16 protein-coding genes and 1 tRNA gene are annotated in these 17791 nt (G+C 63.6%); 10 read left to right on the top strand and 7 right to left on the bottom strand.

The genetic code is table 11. The features are described from left to right. Positions 1-29: 29 nt before the first annotated feature. Positions 30-848, top strand: a complete 819-nt coding sequence (gene mobA / locus ENE74_RS00575; RefSeq protein ID WP_241241761.1) for a molybdenum cofactor guanylyltransferase — start codon at positions 30-32, stop codon at positions 846-848. Here mobA and ENE74_RS00570 read toward each other — a convergent pair. Then, positions 845-2194, bottom strand: a complete 1350-nt coding sequence (locus ENE74_RS00570; RefSeq protein ID WP_420902549.1) for a lipopolysaccharide biosynthesis protein — start codon at positions 2192-2194, stop codon at positions 845-847. The two genes, mobA and ENE74_RS00570, sit on opposite strands and share 4 nt — an antisense overlap. A gap of 88 nt (positions 2195-2282) precedes the next feature. Between ENE74_RS00570 and ENE74_RS00565 the strand changes: the two genes are divergently transcribed. Next, a complete protein-coding gene (locus ENE74_RS00565; protein WP_127688704.1) occupies positions 2283-3044 on the top strand; it encodes a phosphocholine cytidylyltransferase family protein in 762 nt (253 codons plus the stop codon). Between the two features lie 30 nt (positions 3045-3074). Here ENE74_RS00565 and otsA read toward each other — a convergent pair whose 3' ends face one another. The 4 genes from otsA to ENE74_RS18095 form a co-directional block, all read right to left on the bottom strand. Then, on the bottom strand, positions 3075-4466 hold the full coding sequence (gene otsA, locus ENE74_RS00560) for an alpha,alpha-trehalose-phosphate synthase (UDP-forming) (protein WP_127688703.1): 1392 nt from the start codon (positions 4464-4466) through the stop codon (positions 3075-3077). Continuing rightward, positions 4463-6277 carry a glycoside hydrolase family 15 protein gene (locus ENE74_RS00555; protein ID WP_127688702.1) on the bottom strand — a complete coding sequence of 605 codons (1815 nt, stop codon included), beginning with the start codon at positions 6275-6277 and terminating at the stop codon, positions 4463-4465. The genes otsA and ENE74_RS00555 overlap by 4 nt, the downstream gene beginning before the upstream one ends. Before the next feature lie 64 nt (positions 6278-6341). Beyond that, a complete protein-coding gene (gene otsB / locus ENE74_RS00550; protein ID WP_127688701.1) occupies positions 6342-7103 on the bottom strand; it encodes a trehalose-phosphatase in 762 nt (253 codons plus the stop codon). Between the two features lie 60 nt (positions 7104-7163). Then, positions 7164-7313 carry a hypothetical protein gene (locus ENE74_RS18095; protein ID WP_164847336.1) on the bottom strand — a complete coding sequence of 50 codons (150 nt, stop codon included), beginning with the start codon at positions 7311-7313 and terminating at the stop codon, positions 7164-7166. A 107-nt stretch (positions 7314-7420) separates the two neighbouring features. On the opposite strand from ENE74_RS18095, the gene ENE74_RS00545 reads away from it, so the two are divergent. After that, positions 7421-8326, top strand: coding sequence for a LysR substrate-binding domain-containing protein (locus ENE74_RS00545; RefSeq protein ID WP_127688700.1), 906 nt, complete (start codon positions 7421-7423; stop codon positions 8324-8326). Between the two features lie 50 nt (positions 8327-8376). After that, positions 8377-9693 (top strand): amidohydrolase, encoded by a 1317-nt coding sequence (locus ENE74_RS00540; protein WP_127688699.1) that lies wholly within the window; start codon positions 8377-8379, stop codon positions 9691-9693. 61 nt (positions 9694-9754) lie between these two features. Here the strand turns inward: ENE74_RS00540 and ENE74_RS00535 are convergent, their stop codons facing one another. Further along, positions 9755-10117, bottom strand: coding sequence for a hypothetical protein (locus ENE74_RS00535; protein WP_127688698.1), 363 nt, complete (start codon positions 10115-10117; stop codon positions 9755-9757). Positions 10118-10280: 163 nt separating this feature from the next. Continuing rightward, positions 10281-10433 (bottom strand): hypothetical protein, encoded by a 153-nt coding sequence (locus tag ENE74_RS18090; RefSeq protein WP_164847335.1) that lies wholly within the window; start codon positions 10431-10433, stop codon positions 10281-10283. Positions 10434-10609: 176 nt separating this feature from the next. On the opposite strand from ENE74_RS18090, the gene ENE74_RS00530 reads away from it, so the two are divergent. The 6 genes from ENE74_RS00530 to clpX all read left to right on the top strand — a co-directional run bounded on the left by ENE74_RS00530 (position 10610) and on the right by clpX (position 17285). After that, positions 10610-12001: a helix-turn-helix domain-containing protein gene (locus ENE74_RS00530; protein ID WP_127688697.1), complete on the top strand. Its 1392-nt coding sequence runs from the start codon at positions 10610-10612 to the stop codon at positions 11999-12001. Positions 12002-12213: 212 nt separating this feature from the next. Continuing rightward, positions 12214-12298: transfer RNA gene (locus ENE74_RS00525), tRNA-Leu, on the top strand. Between the two features lie 66 nt (positions 12299-12364). Continuing rightward, positions 12365-13951 (top strand): trigger factor, encoded by a 1587-nt coding sequence (gene tig, locus ENE74_RS00520; RefSeq protein WP_127688696.1) that lies wholly within the window; start codon positions 12365-12367, stop codon positions 13949-13951. Between the two features lie 197 nt (positions 13952-14148). Beyond that, entirely contained in the window at positions 14149-15108 is a 960-nt protein-coding gene (locus ENE74_RS00515; protein ID WP_127688695.1) for a glycosyltransferase family 2 protein, read from the top strand. 101 nt (positions 15109-15209) lie between these two features. Further along, on the top strand, positions 15210-15842 hold the full coding sequence (gene clpP / locus ENE74_RS00510) for an ATP-dependent Clp endopeptidase proteolytic subunit ClpP (RefSeq protein ID WP_127688694.1): 633 nt from the start codon (positions 15210-15212) through the stop codon (positions 15840-15842). Positions 15843-16013: 171 nt separating this feature from the next. Next, positions 16014-17285, top strand: coding sequence for an ATP-dependent Clp protease ATP-binding subunit ClpX (gene clpX, locus ENE74_RS00505; protein ID WP_127688693.1), 1272 nt, complete (start codon positions 16014-16016; stop codon positions 17283-17285). Positions 17286-17791: the final 506 nt, after the last annotated feature.

Genomic DNA, 17791 nt, shown 5'->3' with positions numbered 1-17791 from the left:
CTTTCCCTGCCCATATGGGCGCGCGGCGAATGTTTCGCTACAGGCGCGCCATGTTCGACGCGCAAAGCCCCCCCGGGGTGACGGCCATCATCCTGGCGGGCAGCCGCCCCGGCCCCGATCCGCTGCTGGATGGCAGCGGTGTTTCGACCAAGGCGTTGCTGCCAGTCGGCGGGCGTCCGATGCTCGCGCATGTGCTGGACACGCTCTCGCGCCACGCCGCTATCGGTGCCATCGTCATACTGGCGCAGAACGTCGCCGGGCTGAGGGCGGACCCGGAGCTTGCGGTGTGGATCGACGATCCGGCGATCCGGTTCATGGAAAGCGGCGCAGGCATCAGCCGCTCGGTCCTCGCCGCGATCGATGGCCCGGCGGCGTTGCCGGTGCTGCTGACGACGGCGGATAATGTGCTGCTGTCCGCCGCGATGATCGACAGCATGATTGCGGGAGCGGCTGGTTGTGACATCGCCGTTGCCATGGTGGAACGGCGGATATTGCTCGCCCGCTATCCGCAAAGCCGCCGCACCTGGCTCAAGTTCCGCAACGGCTGGTGGTCGGGGGCCAATCTTTTCTGGATCGGCAGCGATCGCGCACGGCCGATGCTGGAGCGGTGGCAATCGGTCGAGCAGGACCGCAAGAAAGGCATGAAGATCGTCGGTGCCTTCGGCCCGTGGCTGCTCGGCGGGGCGCTGTTGCGCATCCTGACGATCCAGGGGGCGGCCGCGCGCCTCGGCAAGAGGTTCGGCGCGCAGGCGCGCATCGTGGCGATGCCGCAGGCTGAAGCCTGCATCGACGTGGACAAGCCCGAGGATCTCGTGCTGGTCGAGCAGATATTGGCGATGCGCGCCTAGCGTCTGATCGCCGCGCGGCTGGCCCAGCCCAGCAGCGCAAGGCCGACGATCGCCGCCAGGACGTTGGCATAGGCGGCACCGATCGGGCCGTGTATCGGCAACAACAGGGTTTGCGCGGTCAGGAGCAGAGCAGTGGTGGCGAGGCTGATCTGGAGCGCGCGGCTCGTCCGGCCGGTCGCCATGAGAAGGGGGCCAAAGCCCAGGCCGACGACCTCTATGGCTGCTGCAATGCCGAGCACCAGCAGGATGGGATAGGCCCCATCGAAAGAGGGGCCCGCAATCAGCCGCAGCAACGGTTGCCCCGTCAGCAGTACCAGCACCACGATTGCTGCGCCTGATACCAGCGCCAGCCGGTTCGTCCGGCGCAGCAGCGCGCGCAGATCATCCATATTGTTGCACGCGCTGGCCCGCGATAGTTCGGCGAACACGGTGCGGGATAGCAGTTGCGAGATTTTCGCCAATGCCTGGTTGAGCTGATAGGCCAGACGATAAAGACCCGCGCCGACCGGCCCGGTAAACAGGCCGACGATCAGCACCGCGACCTGCTTGCCCGCCGACGAAAAGGTGGTCGACAGGTTGGTCGCTGTCAGAAATCCGACGAGACCGGGGTTTTCGTCCCGCGCCGCCCATATCTGCCCCGATCGCCACGACCCGATCCGCCCGCGCACGGTACGCAGCGCCAGCACCCAGTAGGCCCCGGCGCACAGCAGTTCCGCCGCGCCCCAGACCATCAGGAAGCGCGTCACTGAAGGACCGGACGCAAGCACGACCAGTGCGCCCACCATTCGCACGACCGGCACCACCGTTTCAGCCAGGGTGCCGGTGTCGAAGCGGTCGAACAGCCGCAGCATGCCCATCGGCGTCGATCGGATGCCGATCAGCATGACCGCGCAGAACAGCAGCGCATGCGCCGACAGATCGTCCGACAGACCCAGCCACGGCCCGAGCAGAATGACGATGCCCGCCGCGATCGCGCATCCCGCCAGCGCGGACGCCATGTCGATCAATATGCAGAACCGGATCAGACGGTTGAGCGCATGCGGCGCGCCGCCTTGCAGATGGGTCTGGCCGAAGCGCACCACTATCTGCCAGGATTCGAAAGTCACAAGAACGCTGATCGCCTGCGCCGTGCTGGTGATGAGCGCAAAGCGGCCGAAGTCGGCCACGCCCAGCGTGCGGGTGATGATGGCGAGATAGAACAGGCTCAGCACTGCGCCGACGCCCTTGCCCCCCAGCAACCAGGCCGTGTTGGCAAGGATGCGGCCGAAGGCAGCGTCGCTGCCGTCCGCCGCGCGCCCGGCACTAGCCTCGCGCTTGCGCCATCCCCTTATCTTGAAGCCCGCCAATGGATCAGAACCTGCTTTCCCGTTGCCCCGCATCTACGGCGTGTGCCGGTCATTGTCGATGGCGGGGGAATTGGCTAGGGCAGGGCGCATGAGCATCACCAAAGCCATCATATTGTCCGCCGGGCAAGGTTCCCGCCTGTTGCCGCTGACCCGCGACGTGCCCAAATGCATGATCGACTTCAACGGCCGCAGCCTGATCGGCTGGCAGGTTGCGGCGCTCGTCGCCAATGGCGTGACCGACATCGTGGTCGTCACCGGCTTTCGCACCGAACGGGTCGAGGATCATGCGCTGCAACTCTATCGCGACACCGGCGCGCGGATCAGGACTTTGTTCAATCCCTTTTTTCAGGTTGCCGACAATCTGGGCACTTGCTGGATCGCGCGCGAGGAAATGGACCGCGATTTCATCATCCTGAATGGCGATACCATCGTCTCGCCGGAGATCGTCGCCAGGCTGATTGCCGGGGCCAGCGCGCCCATTACCGTCACCGTCGATGTCAAGGCGGACTATGACGATGATGACATGAAAGTGAACCGGGATGCGACCGGACGCCTCCACGCCATCGGCAAGCGCCTTTTGCCGCCGGATACCAATGCCGAGTCGATCGGTATGCTGGCCTTTCGCGGCGAAGGTCCGGCGATTTTCCGCAATCAGGTGGACCAGATGATGCGAACGCCCGAAGGCGTCGAACGCTGGTATCTGCGCGCCATCGACATCATTGCGAAGGGGCATGCCGTCGGCACTGTCTCGATCGAGGGACTGCCCTGGCAGGAAGTCGATTTCCCCCAGGATGTCGAGGCCGCCACGGTGCTGACGGCGCAATGGGTGGAGGCGGCGAACAAGGTCTAGCGTCACCGCTACGGCCCGATCGCGACTCCGTCAGGCTTCCTGCGGCTCTCTCACCTTGTGCGCGTCCTCCAGTCGCATCGCGAAGGCCGATCGCCACCAGGACACGTCCTGTTCCTCGATAATCTGCATCATCGCCTGCCAGCGCCGCTTGCGCTCCTCCAGCGGCATGCGCAGCGCCTTGCCGATGGCATCGGACATTTCCTCGGGGCTGTAGGGATTGATGAGCAGCGCATCCTTGAGCTGCGTCGCGGCGCCTGCGAAGCGGGAGAGGATGAGGACGCCGGGGTCTTCGGGGTCCTGCGCGGCGACATATTCCTTGGCGACCAGGTTCATCCCGTCGCGCAGCGGCGTCACCAGACCGATCCGCGCCGCGCGATAGATGCCCGCGAGCTGGTCGCGCGGATAGCCCTGATTGACGTAGCGGATGGGTGTCCAGTCGACATCGCTATATTCGCCGTTGATCCGCCCTGCCAGTGCGTCCAGCGTAGCGCGGATTTCCTGATAGCTTTCCACTTCGCCGCGTGAAGGCGGCGCAATCTGCACCAGCACCACTTGGCGATGGATATCGGGATTGTCCTTCAGAAAGCGGGCATAGCCGTTGAACCGTTCCTCCAGCCCCTTGCTGTAATCGAGCCGATCAACCCCGACGATCATCGCCCGGTCCTGTAGCGACTTGCGCACCTGCTCCTGCATTTTGGCCGCTGCTTCGCCCTTGCTGGCAGCGATGAACTCGGGCGCGTCGATGCCGATCGGGCAGGCGATTGCCTGGATCGTGCGGCCGCCCAGCGTCACATGGTCGCCATCCACGCTGCCGCCCATTTCCTTCTCGACATAATGGCGGAAGGATTCGAGCCATTCCTCGGTATGGAATCCCACGACATCGTAGGCGAACAGCGTTTCCACCAGCTTGCTGTGATGGGGCAGCGATACCAGCAGACGTGTGGGCGGCCAGGGAATGTGCAGGAAAAAGCCTATGCGGTTGCGATGCCCTTTCCTGCGGAGCATCTGGCCCAGCGGGATCATGTGATAATCATGCACCCACAGCACATCGTCCGGCTCCACCAGGGGGCTTACGGTATCGGCGAAACGCTGGTTCACACGGTTGTAGCCGCCTTCGAAGTCCCGCGCATATTCGGCAATGTCTATGCGAAAATGGAACAGCGGCCACAGCGTCTTGTTGGCATAGCCGTTATAATATTCATCGACGTCCTGTTCCTCCAGGTCGATCGTCGCGGTCTTTACGCCGTCGTCCTCATTGAACGCGATCTGCCCGGTGAACTTTTCGGTCACGTTGCCCGACCAGCCGACCCATATGCCCCGGCTCTGACGCAGCGCCGCGGCGAGCGCCACGGCCAGGCCGCCCTGTTCGCCGCCCTTGCTCGGGCGGCTGACCCGGTTGGAAATCACGATCAGGCGGCTCATCGGCACTCACTCCAGGGTTTGCTGAGCAACACGGCACAGTTGATGATTCCCACCAGCGAATAGGTTTGCGGATAATTGCCCCACAGCTCGCCGCTTTCCGGGTCGATATCTTCCGACAGCAGGCCCGCGGGCGTGCAGCGGGTCAGCATCTCCTCGAACAGCGCGCGGGCCTCCTCGCGCCGCCCGGTGCGGTGCAGCGCCTCGATCAGCCAGAATGTGCAGACGTTGAACGCCGTCACCGGCGCGCCGAAATCGTCGGGCGCGCTGTAGCGCAGCATGTTCGAGCCGCGCCGGAGATCGGTTTCGAGCGCCGCCAGCGTGCCAAGAAATTGCGGATCGTCGGCCGCGAGAAAGCGCAGGTCCAGCAGTTGCAGCAGCGATGCGTCGCGCGCGTCATCCTCGAAATTGGCGGACAGAGCGTTGCTCTCAGGGCGCCACGCGGATTGCAGAATGTCCTTGCGCATGGCCGTTGCACGCTCTGTCCAATAGGCTTCGCGGGCCGCCAGACCCAAGGCACCGGCGGCATGCGCGAGCCGATCGCAGGCCGCCCAGCACATGACGGCGCTGTAGCTGTGAACATGGGTCCGGTTGCGCAATTCCCAAAGGCCCGCGTCAGGCTTGTCATGCACGGCCCAGGCGCGTTCGCCGACGGCCTCCAGCGCCTCGAAATCCGCCTGACCCGCCATGCGGAGCAGCCGGTGGTCGATGAACCCCTGCACGGAGGACAATACGATCTGGCCGTAGGCGTCATGCTGCACCTGTTCATAGGCCGCATTGCCGACACGCACCGGCCCCATGCCGCGATAGCCGGGCAGCGCTTCTGCTTCCCATTCGTCCAGCCGTGCATTGCCGCGCACATCATAGAGCGGCTGAATATGCCCACCCTTGGCACCATCCACGATGTTGCGCAGATAGACCAGATAGCTTTCCAGCACGTCGAGCGCGCCCAGGCGGTTCAGCGCCTCGACCGTGTAATAGGCGTCGCGCACCCAGCAATAGCGATAGTCCCAGTTTCGCCCGCTGTCGGCATGTTCGGGAATGGATGTCGTCAGCGCCGCGACGATCGCCCCGGTCTCCTCATGCTGGCACAGCTTGAGCGTGATGGCCGACCGGATGACCGCTTCCTGCCATTCGGGCGGTATCGCGAGACCGCGCACCCACAAACGCCATTCCAGGATGGTGTCGTCCATCATGCGCTGGACCGCCGGACGTAGCGCATCGGAAAAGCTCTCGTCCGGCCCCAGAAAGAAATGGGCGTCCTGTTCCAGGCGGAACCAGCTTTCCTGGTTGATGAGGCCGATCGGCGCGTCGGTCGTCAGCCGCATCGCCATGTAGGACAGGACCATGCGGATATGGTTCGACCCGTAGCTGACCGGCACTGCCTCGCTGTTCCATGCGGTCGTCGGGCGCAGGCGCACGCGGATGCGCGGACTGCCAGAGACCGGCCGGACGACGCGCGCAAACGCGACCGGGCGATACATCCGGCCCTTGTGCCGAAAACGTGGACAGAAATCATAGGTTTCGATGGCGTTGCCTGCTGCGTCGCTCTGCCGCGTCAGCAGGATGGGCGTATTGCGCAGATAGCGTTGCTCGACGGTGGTGCAGCCTTCCAGCTCTATCACCCAGAAGCCTGTCGCCTCCGGCGCGTCCCAAGCCGCGTCGTCGAGCAGGGCGGAAAAAACGGGATCGCCGTCCACACGCGGAACACAGGCCCAGACGAACCGCCCGGCACTGTCGATCAGGGCCGACGCCTGACAATTGCCGATCGGCCAGAGATTGAGGTCGCGTGAATTGCGGTCGTGATCGTGCATGGTTCCCCTGACATCGGGAAAGCGCCGCACAGGTCGCGCCGGAACGGCACGTGTGGAAAAGCCCCTAACTGCTGAGGTAGGCGACGCTCTCGGTGAGATAATGCTTGACCGCGCCAACATGTTCCAATCGCCACTGCGCAAAAGTGGCGCGTGGCGGCCCGACCAATATGCCCTGGCCGCCCAGCGCGATCGCCTCGGCAAAGCCGTCTTCGTCGGTTACATCGTCGCCGATAAACAGCGGCTTTCCAATGTTCAAAGGGCTTTGGCCCATCATCGCGCGGATCGCGCTGCCTTTGTCCGCGCCGCCGGGCCGCAGTTCGAAAAGCATCTTGCCGGTCTGGAGGAACAGCCCCGTTTCCGCGACGATCCGTTCGACGAGCGTCCGGCAGGCCGCTTCCTGATCGGGCGCCAGCCGGAAATGCAGTGCGACGCTCAGCGTCTTGCGCTCGACCAGCAAGCCTGGCCTGTCCGCTACGAAGGCTTCAAGCGCCGCCTGCGCAGCATCGACAGCCGCCAGTCGTGCAGGCGCGCGGGGGGCCTGCCCCGGATCGGCAAGCTCCAGACCATGGCTGCCCGCCAGCCGAAACCCGCCCAGACCGAACAGGTCGCGCAGCACTGCAATCGATCGTCCGCTCACGATCGCCAGCCGTCCCTCGAGCACCCGATGCAATTGTTCAAGCAGCGCGAGCAGCGCGGGGTCAACCGTCACACCCTCGGGCACGTCGGTCAGCGGGACCAGCGTGCCATCGAAATCGAGGAACAGGCTGGCGCGGTCCATCAACGCCGGTGACGGGGCGGGCAGGGGGGGCATGTCTATGTCGGCCATCGCCCCATAATGGGGCGCGCTTCGCCCGACGCAACCCCGCAACTGCCCGCTTCCGCACAATCAGCATCGTCCGTTGCGCCACGGCGCGGACCATTCGATGCGGTGGAGCACTTCGAATGCCTGCATGATCCGGCCGATCAGCGCATCGATGGCATCGCCTATAGCTGCCCGATGCGCCTCCAGCATCCGCATATCATTTTCATCGCGCATAACGTCCTCCTGTGTCGTCGCTTTGCCTCTCTCCATTGCCCGGAAACCTAAGGGAAAGGCCAACAAAAGGATGGACGGCTATATCAGCACAGCTTATGTATTGCGTCATGCAGACACTCCCCCCGCTTGCCGCCGTCCGCGTGTTCGAGGCCGCCGCCCGGCTCGAAAACTTCACGGCCGCCGCGCAGGAACTTGGCATGACGCAGGCCGCGGTCAGCTATCAGATCAAGGCGCTGGAAGACCGGCTGGGGGTGTCGCTTTTCCAGCGGACGGGTCGCCGCATCGCCCTCACCGACAAGGGGCAGGCGCTGTCCCCCGTCATCAGCCGTGCTTTTGACGATATGCGCAGCGGCTTTGCCGCGCTCGCGGGGGAGGACGCCTCTGTCCTGACGATCAGCACGACCAACAGCTTTGCAACCCTGTGGCTTGCTCCGCGGATTGGCGCTTTCCAGATGCGTCATCCCGATCTGGCGGTGCGCCTGCATATGTCGGACAGCTGGGTGGATTTCGCCCGCGACGGTGTCGATATCGCCATTCGCGGGGGCCGGGCAGGAAGCTGGCCGGACCTCGACTGCCGGGAGATCATGGTCAACCGGATCGCCCCGATGTGCAGCCCCGCCTTTCTGGCGCAGCACGGCCCGTTCAGCAGCGCGGCGGAACTCCATCATCAGCCGCGCATGACGCCCGACGACATATGGTGGCACGACTGGTTCACGCAGATGGGTGCGCCGCTGTCGGGCGATGTGCCGCGCGGGGGCATTTCCCTTGATTCGCAAGCGATGGAAGGGCGGCTCGCGATCGCGGGACAGGGGATCGCGATCCTGAGCGTGCGCCTGTGGCAGGCGGAGATACGGGCCGGGCTGCTGGTGGAGGCCATGCCTTCGCAGGTCCTCCACCCGATGCGCTACTGGATCGTCCATCCCCCGCACAACCGCAACGTGCCGAAGGTCAAGGCCTTCAGGGACTGGCTCGCGACCACCTTCGCCAGCGAAGAGGCCGCACACGCCCTCTAGTCGCGCCTGATTTTCCGCTTATGCTGCCACCCAGCAAGGGAGAACCATCGATGCGCATCACACCGGCCGTTCTGGCCGCAATCCCGCTTATCCTCGCCACGCCCGCCGTCGCGCAGGACATATCCGCCACGATCAAGGCGGATACCCCCGCAATGATGGCGCTCTATCGTGACCTTCATGCCAGCCCCGAACTGTCGGGCCAGGAAGTGCAGACCGCCGCCAAGCTCGCCGCGCGCGTCAAGGCGATGGGTTTTACGGTGACCGAGAAAGTCGGCGGCACCGGCGTGGTCGCGGTGATGAAGAACGGCCCCGGTCCGGTGCTGATGATCCGTGCCGACATGGATGGCCTGCCGGTGGTCGAGCAGACCGGCCTGGCTTTCGCATCGAAAGTGCGGGCGACGACCGGCGACGGCATCGAAAGCGGCGTCATGCACGCCTGCGGACATGATACGCATATGGCCGCCTGGGTCGAAACCGCCAAGCTGCTGTCGGCGAACAAGACCGGCTGGTCTGGAACGCTCGTCATGATCCTTCAGCCTGCCGAGGAAACGGGGAAGGGCGCGCGGATGATGCTGGAGGATGGCCTCTACACCCGCTTCCCCAAACCGACCCATGCCATAGCCTTTCACGATGCCGCCAATTTCGCGGCCGGGCAGATCGCCTGGACGCCGGGTTTCGCACTGGCCAATGTCGATAGTGTGGACATCGTCGTGAAGGGGGTCGGCGGCCATGGTGCCTATCCGCAAACAACGCGCGACCCGATCGTACTGGGCGCGAAAATCGTCACATCGCTGCAAACGCTGATCAGCCGCGAACGATCGCCGCAGGACCCCGCCGTCGTTACCGTCGGCAGCTTCCGTGCCGGTGCCAAGCACAACATCATCCCGGACGAGGCGACTCTGCTGCTCACCGTGCGTAGCTATTCGGATGAAACCCGCGCCGCATTGATCGAGGGCATCAAGCGGATCGCCCGGGGGGAAGCGATCGCCTCCGGCCTGCCTGAGGACAAGATGCCGGTGGTGGAGGTGAAGGATGAGTTCACCCCCGCAGCCTATAATCCGCCGGCTTTTGCGGAAAAAATGGCGGCGCTGTTTGCGGCGCATTTTGGCAAGGATCGCGTCGTTCAGGCGCCTGCCGCGATGGGCGGCGAAGATTTCAGCCGCTTCTATCGCGCGGACAAGTCGATCAACAGCTTCATTTTCTGGGTCGGCGGCGTTCCGGCGGCGCAAATGGCCAAGTCGGCGAAAGGCGAGGTAAACCTGCCGTCGCTGCACAGCCCCTTCTGGGCACCCGACGCGGAAAAGGTCGTACCGACGGCCGCCGAAGCCCTCACCGTCGCCGCGCTCGACATTCTGAAGAAGGGCTAGGCTCAGGAAGGGCCAGGCTGACGCAAGGCTGGCCGTCCGCTTCCCTGGCTGAGGTGCGGCATTAAGGTCGGTCGTCGTCCGCGCTCATGTCCGCGCCTGGCGGAGGGGGCACGAAGGCCTCGCCTAGCGGCACGGCCGACGTTGCCGGTTCAGGAACGGATTGTGGCGCGGAGCCGGGGTCCAGCATCGGCGCGGGCGCGATACCCGTGGGATCGAGTGCGGGAACACCGGCCACCGATGGTGCTGCGCTGGCGACGAAAGGTGCGGAGGGCGCTGCTCTCGATGTCGATCCGGCCTCGCCTTTGTCGGCAAAGCCACGGCTGTCTACCTGCGCCACAACCGGCTTTTTGGGCAGCAGATTGTCGATCACCGTCACCAGTACAGGTGCACCCAGCAACACGACGAGGGCGAAAATCTTGTACATCGGCTTGGGCCATCATCCTGAACAAGAAGGTTGCCCAAGCCCTAGCACGACAAGGGTGAACAAAATCTCACCGCGGACGACGCCCCGCAGACGAGCGAAACCCGCCACGATGTCTTGCGCATCGTGACGGGCTTCGCCTTCCTCCCCAGGAAGTCTGTATCGTTCAGCCCAGGCGGCCGAGGCGATGGTAAAGGTTGCTGAACTTGGAAGACTTCGGCTCGTCGGCGATCTTCTTGATGTAGTCGGCGATCGCTTCCTTCATCAGCGAGAAATCTTCCGTCGAAAAGACGGCGCGGGAACGGGTGGGTTCGGTCATCTTGCGTCTCCTAGGGCATATCGTGTCAGGTCAGCCCCTCGCAGCGGGGCGTTGCCTGAGGATTTACCCGCGGCCGACCGGATGAGCCACGATATTTGTAAATAATTGCGGTGTACAGGTCGCAATAATCGCAAATCACCTTGTTGTTTTGTAAATAATGTGACAATGTAGCGAATATGGCGGAGAAACTTCTGGCGGGACATGCGGTGCGACGGCTGCGGCGCGGGGCGGGGCTGACTCAGGTCGCGCTGGCCGCGGCGCTCGATATTTCGCCCAGCTACCTCAACCTGATCGAGCGCAACCAGCGCCCGCTGTCCGCCGCGTTGATGCTCCGCCTCGCCGACCGGTTCGATTTTGATCCGCGCGCACTGGGGGCCGACGAGCCGGGCGGTGGGATGGATGGCCTGCGCCGCCGCCTCGCCGATCCGATGTTCGCGGACATCGGCATCGACCGGACGGAAATCGAGGAATGGCTCGCCGCAGCGCCCAATGGTGCCGAGGCCTTCGCCCGCGCGTTCGACCGGGCCGTCGAAGGCGGCACCCGCGCCTCGACCGAGGAAGCCGTGCCGATCGCGCTGGTCCGGCGCGAAATCGAACGCTGGCGTAACCATTTCGCCGATCTGGATGCGCAGGCCGAGACGCTGGCCGACGAACTGCGCCTCAGCTCCGGCGATCTTTATGGCGCGATTGCCGAGCGACTGCGGGTGAAGCATCAATTCGCGATCCGCATCCTGCCGGCCGATGTCATGCCCGATACGGTGCGCAGGCTCGATCTGCACGCCCGCCAGCTCCAGATTTCCGAGATGCTTGACGGGCCGTCGCGCTGTTTTCAGCTTGCCTATCTGCTCGCCGATCTGGAGGCGCTGGCGGAAATCAACGCCTTGGTCTCCGGCGCGGCGCTGGCCGATCGCACGGCGCAGCGACTGTTCCGGCGTCACCTCACAGGCTATTTTGCTGCGGCGCTGATGATGCCTTATGCCCGTTTCCTGCGCGCATGCGAAAGCAGCGGCTATGACCTGCTGCTGCTCCAGCGGCGCTTCAATGCCGGGTTCGAACAGGTCGCGCATCGCCTGACGACGCTTCAGCGCGTCGGGGCGCGGGGCCTGCCTTTCTTCATGCTGCGGCTCGATCGCGCCGGCCAGGTGTCGAAACGCTATGCGGGGGCCAGCGCCTCGCTGCTGGTCGAGGCGGATGGGCGCTGCCCGCTGTGGGACATCCACGCCGCGTTTGCCCGGCCCGGAGAGATCGTGCGGCAGTTGGTGGCGCTGGAAGATGGCGAACGCTGGTTCACCCTTGCCCGCACCGTGCAGGCACAGGGCGCTGCGTTGCAGACCGGCGTCAGCGCGATGTTCGGCATTGCGCTTGGCTTGAAAGCGGAGTTTGCAGCCCCGCTGATCGCCGCGCGCGGTCTCAATCTGGTGGATGCCGAGGCGCAGCCGGTCGGTCCGGGTTGCCCTGCCTGCACCCGCACGCTGTGCGCCCAGCGGAGCGCGCCGCCGCGCGGCAGAACCTTGCGTTTCAGCGATCGCGAACGCGGGCTGTCGCCATTTTCGTTCGCGAATGACTGACCCGATGTTCCTCCCCTGGCAGGGGAGGGGGAGCGCCGCGAAGCGGTGGTGGAGGGGTGTTACCCTGGCGCGAGAGTGATACCCCTCCGTCAGGCTTCGCCTGCTACCTGCCCTTCTAGGGGAGGATTGGGCACGCCCCATCTTACCCCCCGCATCCTTGTCGCTTGCCCTTCGCGCAGCCTTGTTCTATGGCCCGCCGACCGGCGACCGATGCGGGCGTGGCGAAACTGGTAGACGCGCCAGATTTAGGTTCTGGTATCGCAAGATGTGGGGGTTCGAGTCCCTTCGCCCGCACCAGCCACGCCGTGCCCTTCTCGGCTTTGCGCCACGAAGTTTCAGCTTACAGAAAGCGTTGATGGAAAAATGCAGATTGTCGAGACGTTGAACGAAGGCCTCAAGCGCGCCTATACCCTGACCATCACGTCGGCTGACATCGACGCGCGCGTCGATCAGGAAGTGAAGACCATGGCGCCGCAGGTGCGCATGCCCGGCTTCCGCCCCGGCAAGGTACCCGCCAATCTGGTACGCAAGATGCACGGCGAGGCGCTCCAGCGCGAGGCGCTCAACAGCGCCATCCAGGATGGCGTGCAGAAGCTGCTCGCCGACAACAAGTTGCGCCCCGCGATGCAGCCTTCCGTAGAACTGGACGAAGGCTTCGACTTCGGCAAGGATGCCGAAATCAAGGTTGCGCTTGAAGTGCTGCCCGAAGTGGCCACGCCGAATATCGACGGACTGAAACTGGAACGTCTGACGGTCGAAGTGACCGACGCCGAAGTCGCCGAGGCGGCCGGCAAGATCGCCGCGCAGCAGGGCGCGTTCGAGGAATATCCGGCCGGGCACAAGGCGAAGACCGGCGACACCGTGGTCATCGACTTCGTGGGCAAGGTCGATGGCGTCGCGTTCGATGGCGGCACCGGCGAAGGCATGAAGGTCGAGATCGGATCGGGCAATCTGATCCCCGGCTTCGAGGATCAGCTGATCGGCGTGAAGGCCGGGGACGAGAAGGTGCTCAACGTCACGTTCCCCGAAGATTACAATGCCGAAAATCTCAAGGGCAAGGCCGCGACCTTCGATATCGTCGTCAAGGCGATCCTCCATTCGTCGAAGCCCCGGCTGGACGACGACTTCGCCAAGGGCCTCGGTCTGGAAGGTCTCGAAAAGCTGAACGAACTGCTCAAGGGGCAGATCGAGCAGGAGCATAACGGCCTCACCCGCACCCACATGAAGCGCAAGCTGCTCGATCAGCTTGCCGCTGCCCATGACTTCGACGTGCCGCCGAGCATGGTCGAGGCCGAGTTCCAGCAGATCTGGGCGCAGCTGGAGCATGAAGCCGGGCACGATGAAAATCCCGAATCCGCGCTCGCGGAAATGGAAAAGGACAAGGACGATTATCGCGCGATCGCGGTGCGCCGCGTCCGCCTTGGCCTGCTTCTCTCCGAAATCGGGCAGGCGAACGGGGTGCAGGTCAGCGATGCGGAAATGAACCGCCTCATCATGCAGGCCGCTCAGCAATATGGCCCGCAGGATCGTGAGCGTTTCATTCAATATGTGCGCCAGGAACCGATGGCAGCAGCGCAGCTTCGCGCCCCGCTTTATGAGGACAAGGTCGTCGACTTCCTGTTCGACAAGGCTGAAATCACCGATCGCAGCGTGACCCTGGCTGATCTGGAAGCGGCGATCGAGGAAGAGGATGGCGACATCAAGCCGCATGTCCATGGCCCGGATTGCGGCCACGATCACGACCATGACGGAAAACCCAAGAAGGCGTCTAAAAAGGCCGCGGCCAAGGACGAAGCCGAAACGGTAGAAGCCGAAGCGAAGCCTGCCGCAAAGAAGGCTCCGGCGAAGAAGGCGGCTGCGGCGAAGACGGAAGTGGCTGAACCCGCCGCAGAAGAAAAGAAGGCGCCGGCCAAGAAGGCCGCACCGAAGGCGAAAAAGGCCGACGCCTGATACTCGACGTACGCTATTTGATTTTTACAGCGTCATGCTGAACTCGTTTCAGCATCCATTGGCCCTATGTTTGCGCTATGTCTCCAAACAAGAGCCAATGGATCCTGACTTTCGTCAGGATGACGGTGTAAGTTTCGCTGGAGCGCAGCAGGCCCGACGGCTTGCTGCGCAAAGGCGTCGGCAGTAGAGGCAGGGCCATGACTGCGTCCGAAACCATCCCCCAGCCGCGCGTCGCCGTCATCCTGCCCTGTTACAATGAGGCGGGGGCGATCGCGCAGACGGTGCGGGATTTCGCGGCGGCCCTGCCGGACGCCACCATCTATGTGTACGACAACAACAGCACCGATGACAGCCGGGCGCTGGCCGCCGCCGCCGGGGCCGTGGTGCGGGCGGTGCGGCAACAGGGCAAGGGCCATGTCGTGCGCCGCATGTTCGCCGATGTCGATGCCGACATTTATGTCATGGCCGATGGCGACGCGACTTACGAAGCTGCCGCCGCCCCGCGCATGATCGCTGCGATGCTCGCCGACAATCTCGACATGGTCGTCGGCGCGCGCAGGTCGGAGGTGGAGGCCGCCTATCGCCGTGGGCACCGGCTGGGCAATCTGCTGCTCACCGGCTTGCTCCGTCGCCTGTTCGGGCGCAGTTTTACGGATATTCTGTCGGGCTATCGCATCTTTTCCCGCCGGTTCGTGAAAAGCTTTCCGGTACTGTCGGCGGGGTTCGAGATAGAGACGGAAATGAGCGTGCATGCGCTCGAACTGGCGATGCCCGTGTCCGAACAGATCACCGCTTATGCCGCGCGCCCGGAAGGATCGGTCAGCAAGCTCAGCACCTGGCGTGACGGCTGGCGCATCCTGCGTACGATCATCCAGTTGTACCGGATCGAGCGGCCCGTCTGGTTCTTTGGCGGGGTTGGCGCACTGTTTGCGCTCACCGCGCTTGTCCTGGCAGTCCCGCTGATCCTCACCTTTGTCGAAACCGGGCTGGTGCCGCGCTTCCCCACCGCTATTCTCGTCACCGGCCTCATGATTATCGCCGTCCTCAACGGCATGTGCGGCCTTATCCTCGATACGGTGGTGCGCGGACGACGCGAGATGCGGCGGCTGGCCTATCTTGGCCATCGCGCGCCTGCGGACTTCGCCCGCGACCGGTAGCGTTTTGGCAGGGCGCCTCTTGCGCAACGGTTAATCCCCTTGAACCCGTCCCCCTTTGCCCCGATGTAGGGCACGGCAAAAGCACAAAGCGAAAGAGCATCATGAGAGACATATTGTCAGATCCTTTGCAGGCACTGGTTCCGATCGTCATCGAACAGTCGAACCGGGGCGAGCGCAGCTTCGACATCTTCTCGCGCCTGCTGCGCGAACGGATCATTTTCGTGACGGGGCAGGTGGAAGACCAAATGGCCTCGCTCATCGTCGCGCAACTGCTGTTCCTGGAATCGGAAAATCCGAAGAAGGACATTTATATGTACATTAACTCGCCGGGCGGGGTCGTCACGGCGGGCATGGCGATCCACGATACGATGCAGTACATCCGGCCCAAGGTCGGCACCGTGTGCATCGGCCAGGCCGCGTCCATGGGCAGCTTCCTGCTGGCCGCGGGTGAACCGGGCATGCGAGTCGCATTGAGCCAGGCGCGGATCATGGTGCATCAGCCTTCCGGCGGGGCACAGGGCATGGCATCGGATATCGAGATTCAGGCCAAGGAAATCCTGCGCATCCGTGCGCGGCTCAACAGCCTCTATGCCAAATATACCGGCAAGCCGATCGAAGAGATCGAAAAGGCGATGGACCGCGATACCTTCATGGAAGCGGATGAGGCCAAGGCGTTCGGCATCGTCGATGAAGTGTTCGACAAGCGCCCGACCCCTGCCGAAACCAGCGAATAAAGAGCGAATGAACCCGGCGGAGGTACCCTCCGCCAACAGATTATTTACGCGGCTGTCACATAAACGTCTCTTGTGAAACGCGCGTCACGCGGTCTAGACTGGCCGTGGACAGGACAAGCCCGGTGGTCGGGGGCGGGTAATCCGCTTCCCGCCGGGTCAGGAAAGACCGTAATGACAAAGCTTCAAGGCTCCGATTCCAAGAGTACGCTCTACTGCTCCTTCTGCGGCAAGTCGCAGCATGAGGTGCGGAAGCTGATCGCGGGGCCGACCGTGTTCATCTGCGACGAGTGCGTGGAACTGTGCAACGACATCATCCGGGAGGAGACCAAGGGCGGTCTCGTCGGCAAGAAGGATGGCGGCGTTCCCACCCCGCAGGAAATCTGCGACGTCCTCGACGATTATGTGATCGGCCAGAGCCGGGCGAAGCGCGTGCTCTCCGTCGCGGTCCACAACCACTACAAGCGCCTCAATCACGGCGCGAAGACGGGCGAGGTCGAACTCGCCAAGTCGAACATCCTTCTCGTCGGGCCGACCGGCTGCGGCAAGACGCTGCTCGCGCAAACGCTGGCCAAAACCTTCGACGTGCCCTTCACCATGGCTGACGCCACGACCCTGACAGAGGCAGGCTATGTCGGGGAGGATGTCGAGAACATCATCCTCAAGTTGCTCCAGGCCAGTGACTATAATGTCGAAAAGGCCCAGCGCGGCATCGTCTACATCGACGAAATCGACAAGATCAGCCGCAAGGCGGAAAATCCCTCGATCACGCGCGACGTTTCGGGCGAAGGCGTGCAGCAGGCGTTGCTGAAGCTGATGGAAGGCACCACGGCATCGGTCCCCCCGCAGGGCGGGCGCAAGCATCCGCAGCAGGAGTTTCTGCAGGTCGATACGACCAATATCCTGTTCATCTGCGGCGGCGCGTTCGCAGGGCTGGAGAAGATCATCGGCGACCGGCTGGAGGCCAAGTCGATCGGCTTCGGCGCGCATGTCGCCGCGCCGGAGGAGCGCCGCACGGGTGAGCTGTTGCGCCAGAGCGAGCCGGAGGATTTGCTGAAGTTCGGCCTGATCCCCGAGTTTGTCGGCCGCCTTCCCGTCATCGCGACGCTGGAAGACCTGGATGTGACCGCGCTGGTCAAGATCCTGGGTGAGCCGAAAAATGCGCTGGTCAAGCAATATGGCAAGCTGTTCGAGATGGAGGATGTCGATCTGACGTTCACCGACGAGGCTCTGGTGGCGATCGCGAAGCGCGCGATCGAGCGCAAGACCGGCGCGCGCGGCTTGCGCTCCATCCTCGAATCGATCCTGCTCGACACCATGTTCGATCTGCCCTCGATGCAGGGTGTAGGCGAAGTGGTGATCGACCGTGACGTGGTCGACGGTCGCAAGGAACCGATCCGTGTGTTCACCGAAAGCGAAAAGCGCAAGGCGGGCGACGCCGCCTGATCATTGCGGCGCGACGCATAGCTCTGAAAAAGGCCGACGGGAAACTGTCGGCCTTTTTCATGGTGTCTGACACACAAAAGCCCGTCATCCTGACGAAAGTCAGGATCCATTAGCTCCGTCCTCGCGAAGGCGAACCATATCAGCAACAATGGATCCCGACTTCCGTCAGTATGACAACAGAAGTGACGCGGATCATTCCCGGCTGGCCCGCACCCGACATCCCCTTCCGCCGTCGCAAATAATCCTGCTGCGTTGCAAAATTGCCGCACCTCTCTGGCCAATTGTGACAGCCTGTTTAAATTTGCGTGATTTCCGGCATTTCGGGCGCTAGCGGCGCGTTGAGAGGATGTCTGCGAGTGGCCAACAGAGCCAGAGCCGCGACCAAGCGCATCATGGCGCAGCGCAGCATCGTCACAAAATTGCAATCACAGCATCACAGGGGCGACGTCATGGCCCCGTAATCGCAACGGGCGACTCACTAAGCGTCATTCAGGCGGCTGCCTCAA

Origin of the sequence: Sphingobium algorifonticola, from assembly GCF_004005485.1 — a bacterium.
GTDB classification, from domain to species: Bacteria; Pseudomonadota; Alphaproteobacteria; order Sphingomonadales; family Sphingomonadaceae; genus Sphingobium; species Sphingobium algorifonticola.
Note: the sequence above shows the minus strand (reverse complement) of the source record. Positions and strands in the feature narration are given on the sequence as shown.

What these genes read in the sequence shown, in the direction of transcription:
- mobA (WP_241241761.1), top strand. Translation starts at nt 30, where the DNA reads ATGTTTCGCTACAGGCGCGCCATGTTCGACGCGCAAAGCCCCCCCGGG.
- ENE74_RS00565 (WP_127688704.1), top strand. Translation starts at nt 2,283, where the DNA reads ATGAGCATCACCAAAGCCATCATATTGTCCGCCGGGCAAGGTTCCCGC.
- otsA (WP_127688703.1), bottom strand. Translation starts at nt 4,466, where the DNA reads ATGAGCCGCCTGATCGTGATTTCCAACCGGGTCAGCCGCCCGAGCAAG.
- ENE74_RS00555 (WP_127688702.1), bottom strand. Translation starts at nt 6,277, where the DNA reads ATGCACGATCACGACCGCAATTCACGCGACCTCAATCTCTGGCCGATC.
- otsB (WP_127688701.1), bottom strand. Translation starts at nt 7,103, where the DNA reads ATGGCCGACATAGACATGCCCCCCCTGCCCGCCCCGTCACCGGCGTTG.
- ENE74_RS18095 (WP_164847336.1), bottom strand. Translation starts at nt 7,313, where the DNA reads ATGCGCGATGAAAATGATATGCGGATGCTGGAGGCGCATCGGGCAGCT.
- ENE74_RS00545 (WP_127688700.1), top strand. Translation starts at nt 7,421, where the DNA reads ATGCAGACACTCCCCCCGCTTGCCGCCGTCCGCGTGTTCGAGGCCGCC.
- ENE74_RS00540 (WP_127688699.1), top strand. Translation starts at nt 8,377, where the DNA reads ATGCGCATCACACCGGCCGTTCTGGCCGCAATCCCGCTTATCCTCGCC.
- ENE74_RS00535 (WP_127688698.1), bottom strand. Translation starts at nt 10,117, where the DNA reads ATGTACAAGATTTTCGCCCTCGTCGTGTTGCTGGGTGCACCTGTACTG.
- ENE74_RS18090 (WP_164847335.1), bottom strand. Translation starts at nt 10,433, where the DNA reads ATGACCGAACCCACCCGTTCCCGCGCCGTCTTTTCGACGGAAGATTTC.
- ENE74_RS00530 (WP_127688697.1), top strand. Translation starts at nt 10,610, where the DNA reads ATGGCGGAGAAACTTCTGGCGGGACATGCGGTGCGACGGCTGCGGCGC.
- tig (WP_127688696.1), top strand. Translation starts at nt 12,365, where the DNA reads ATGCAGATTGTCGAGACGTTGAACGAAGGCCTCAAGCGCGCCTATACC.
- ENE74_RS00515 (WP_127688695.1), top strand. Translation starts at nt 14,149, where the DNA reads ATGACTGCGTCCGAAACCATCCCCCAGCCGCGCGTCGCCGTCATCCTG.
- clpP (WP_127688694.1), top strand. Translation starts at nt 15,210, where the DNA reads ATGAGAGACATATTGTCAGATCCTTTGCAGGCACTGGTTCCGATCGTC.
- clpX (WP_127688693.1), top strand. Translation starts at nt 16,014, where the DNA reads ATGACAAAGCTTCAAGGCTCCGATTCCAAGAGTACGCTCTACTGCTCC.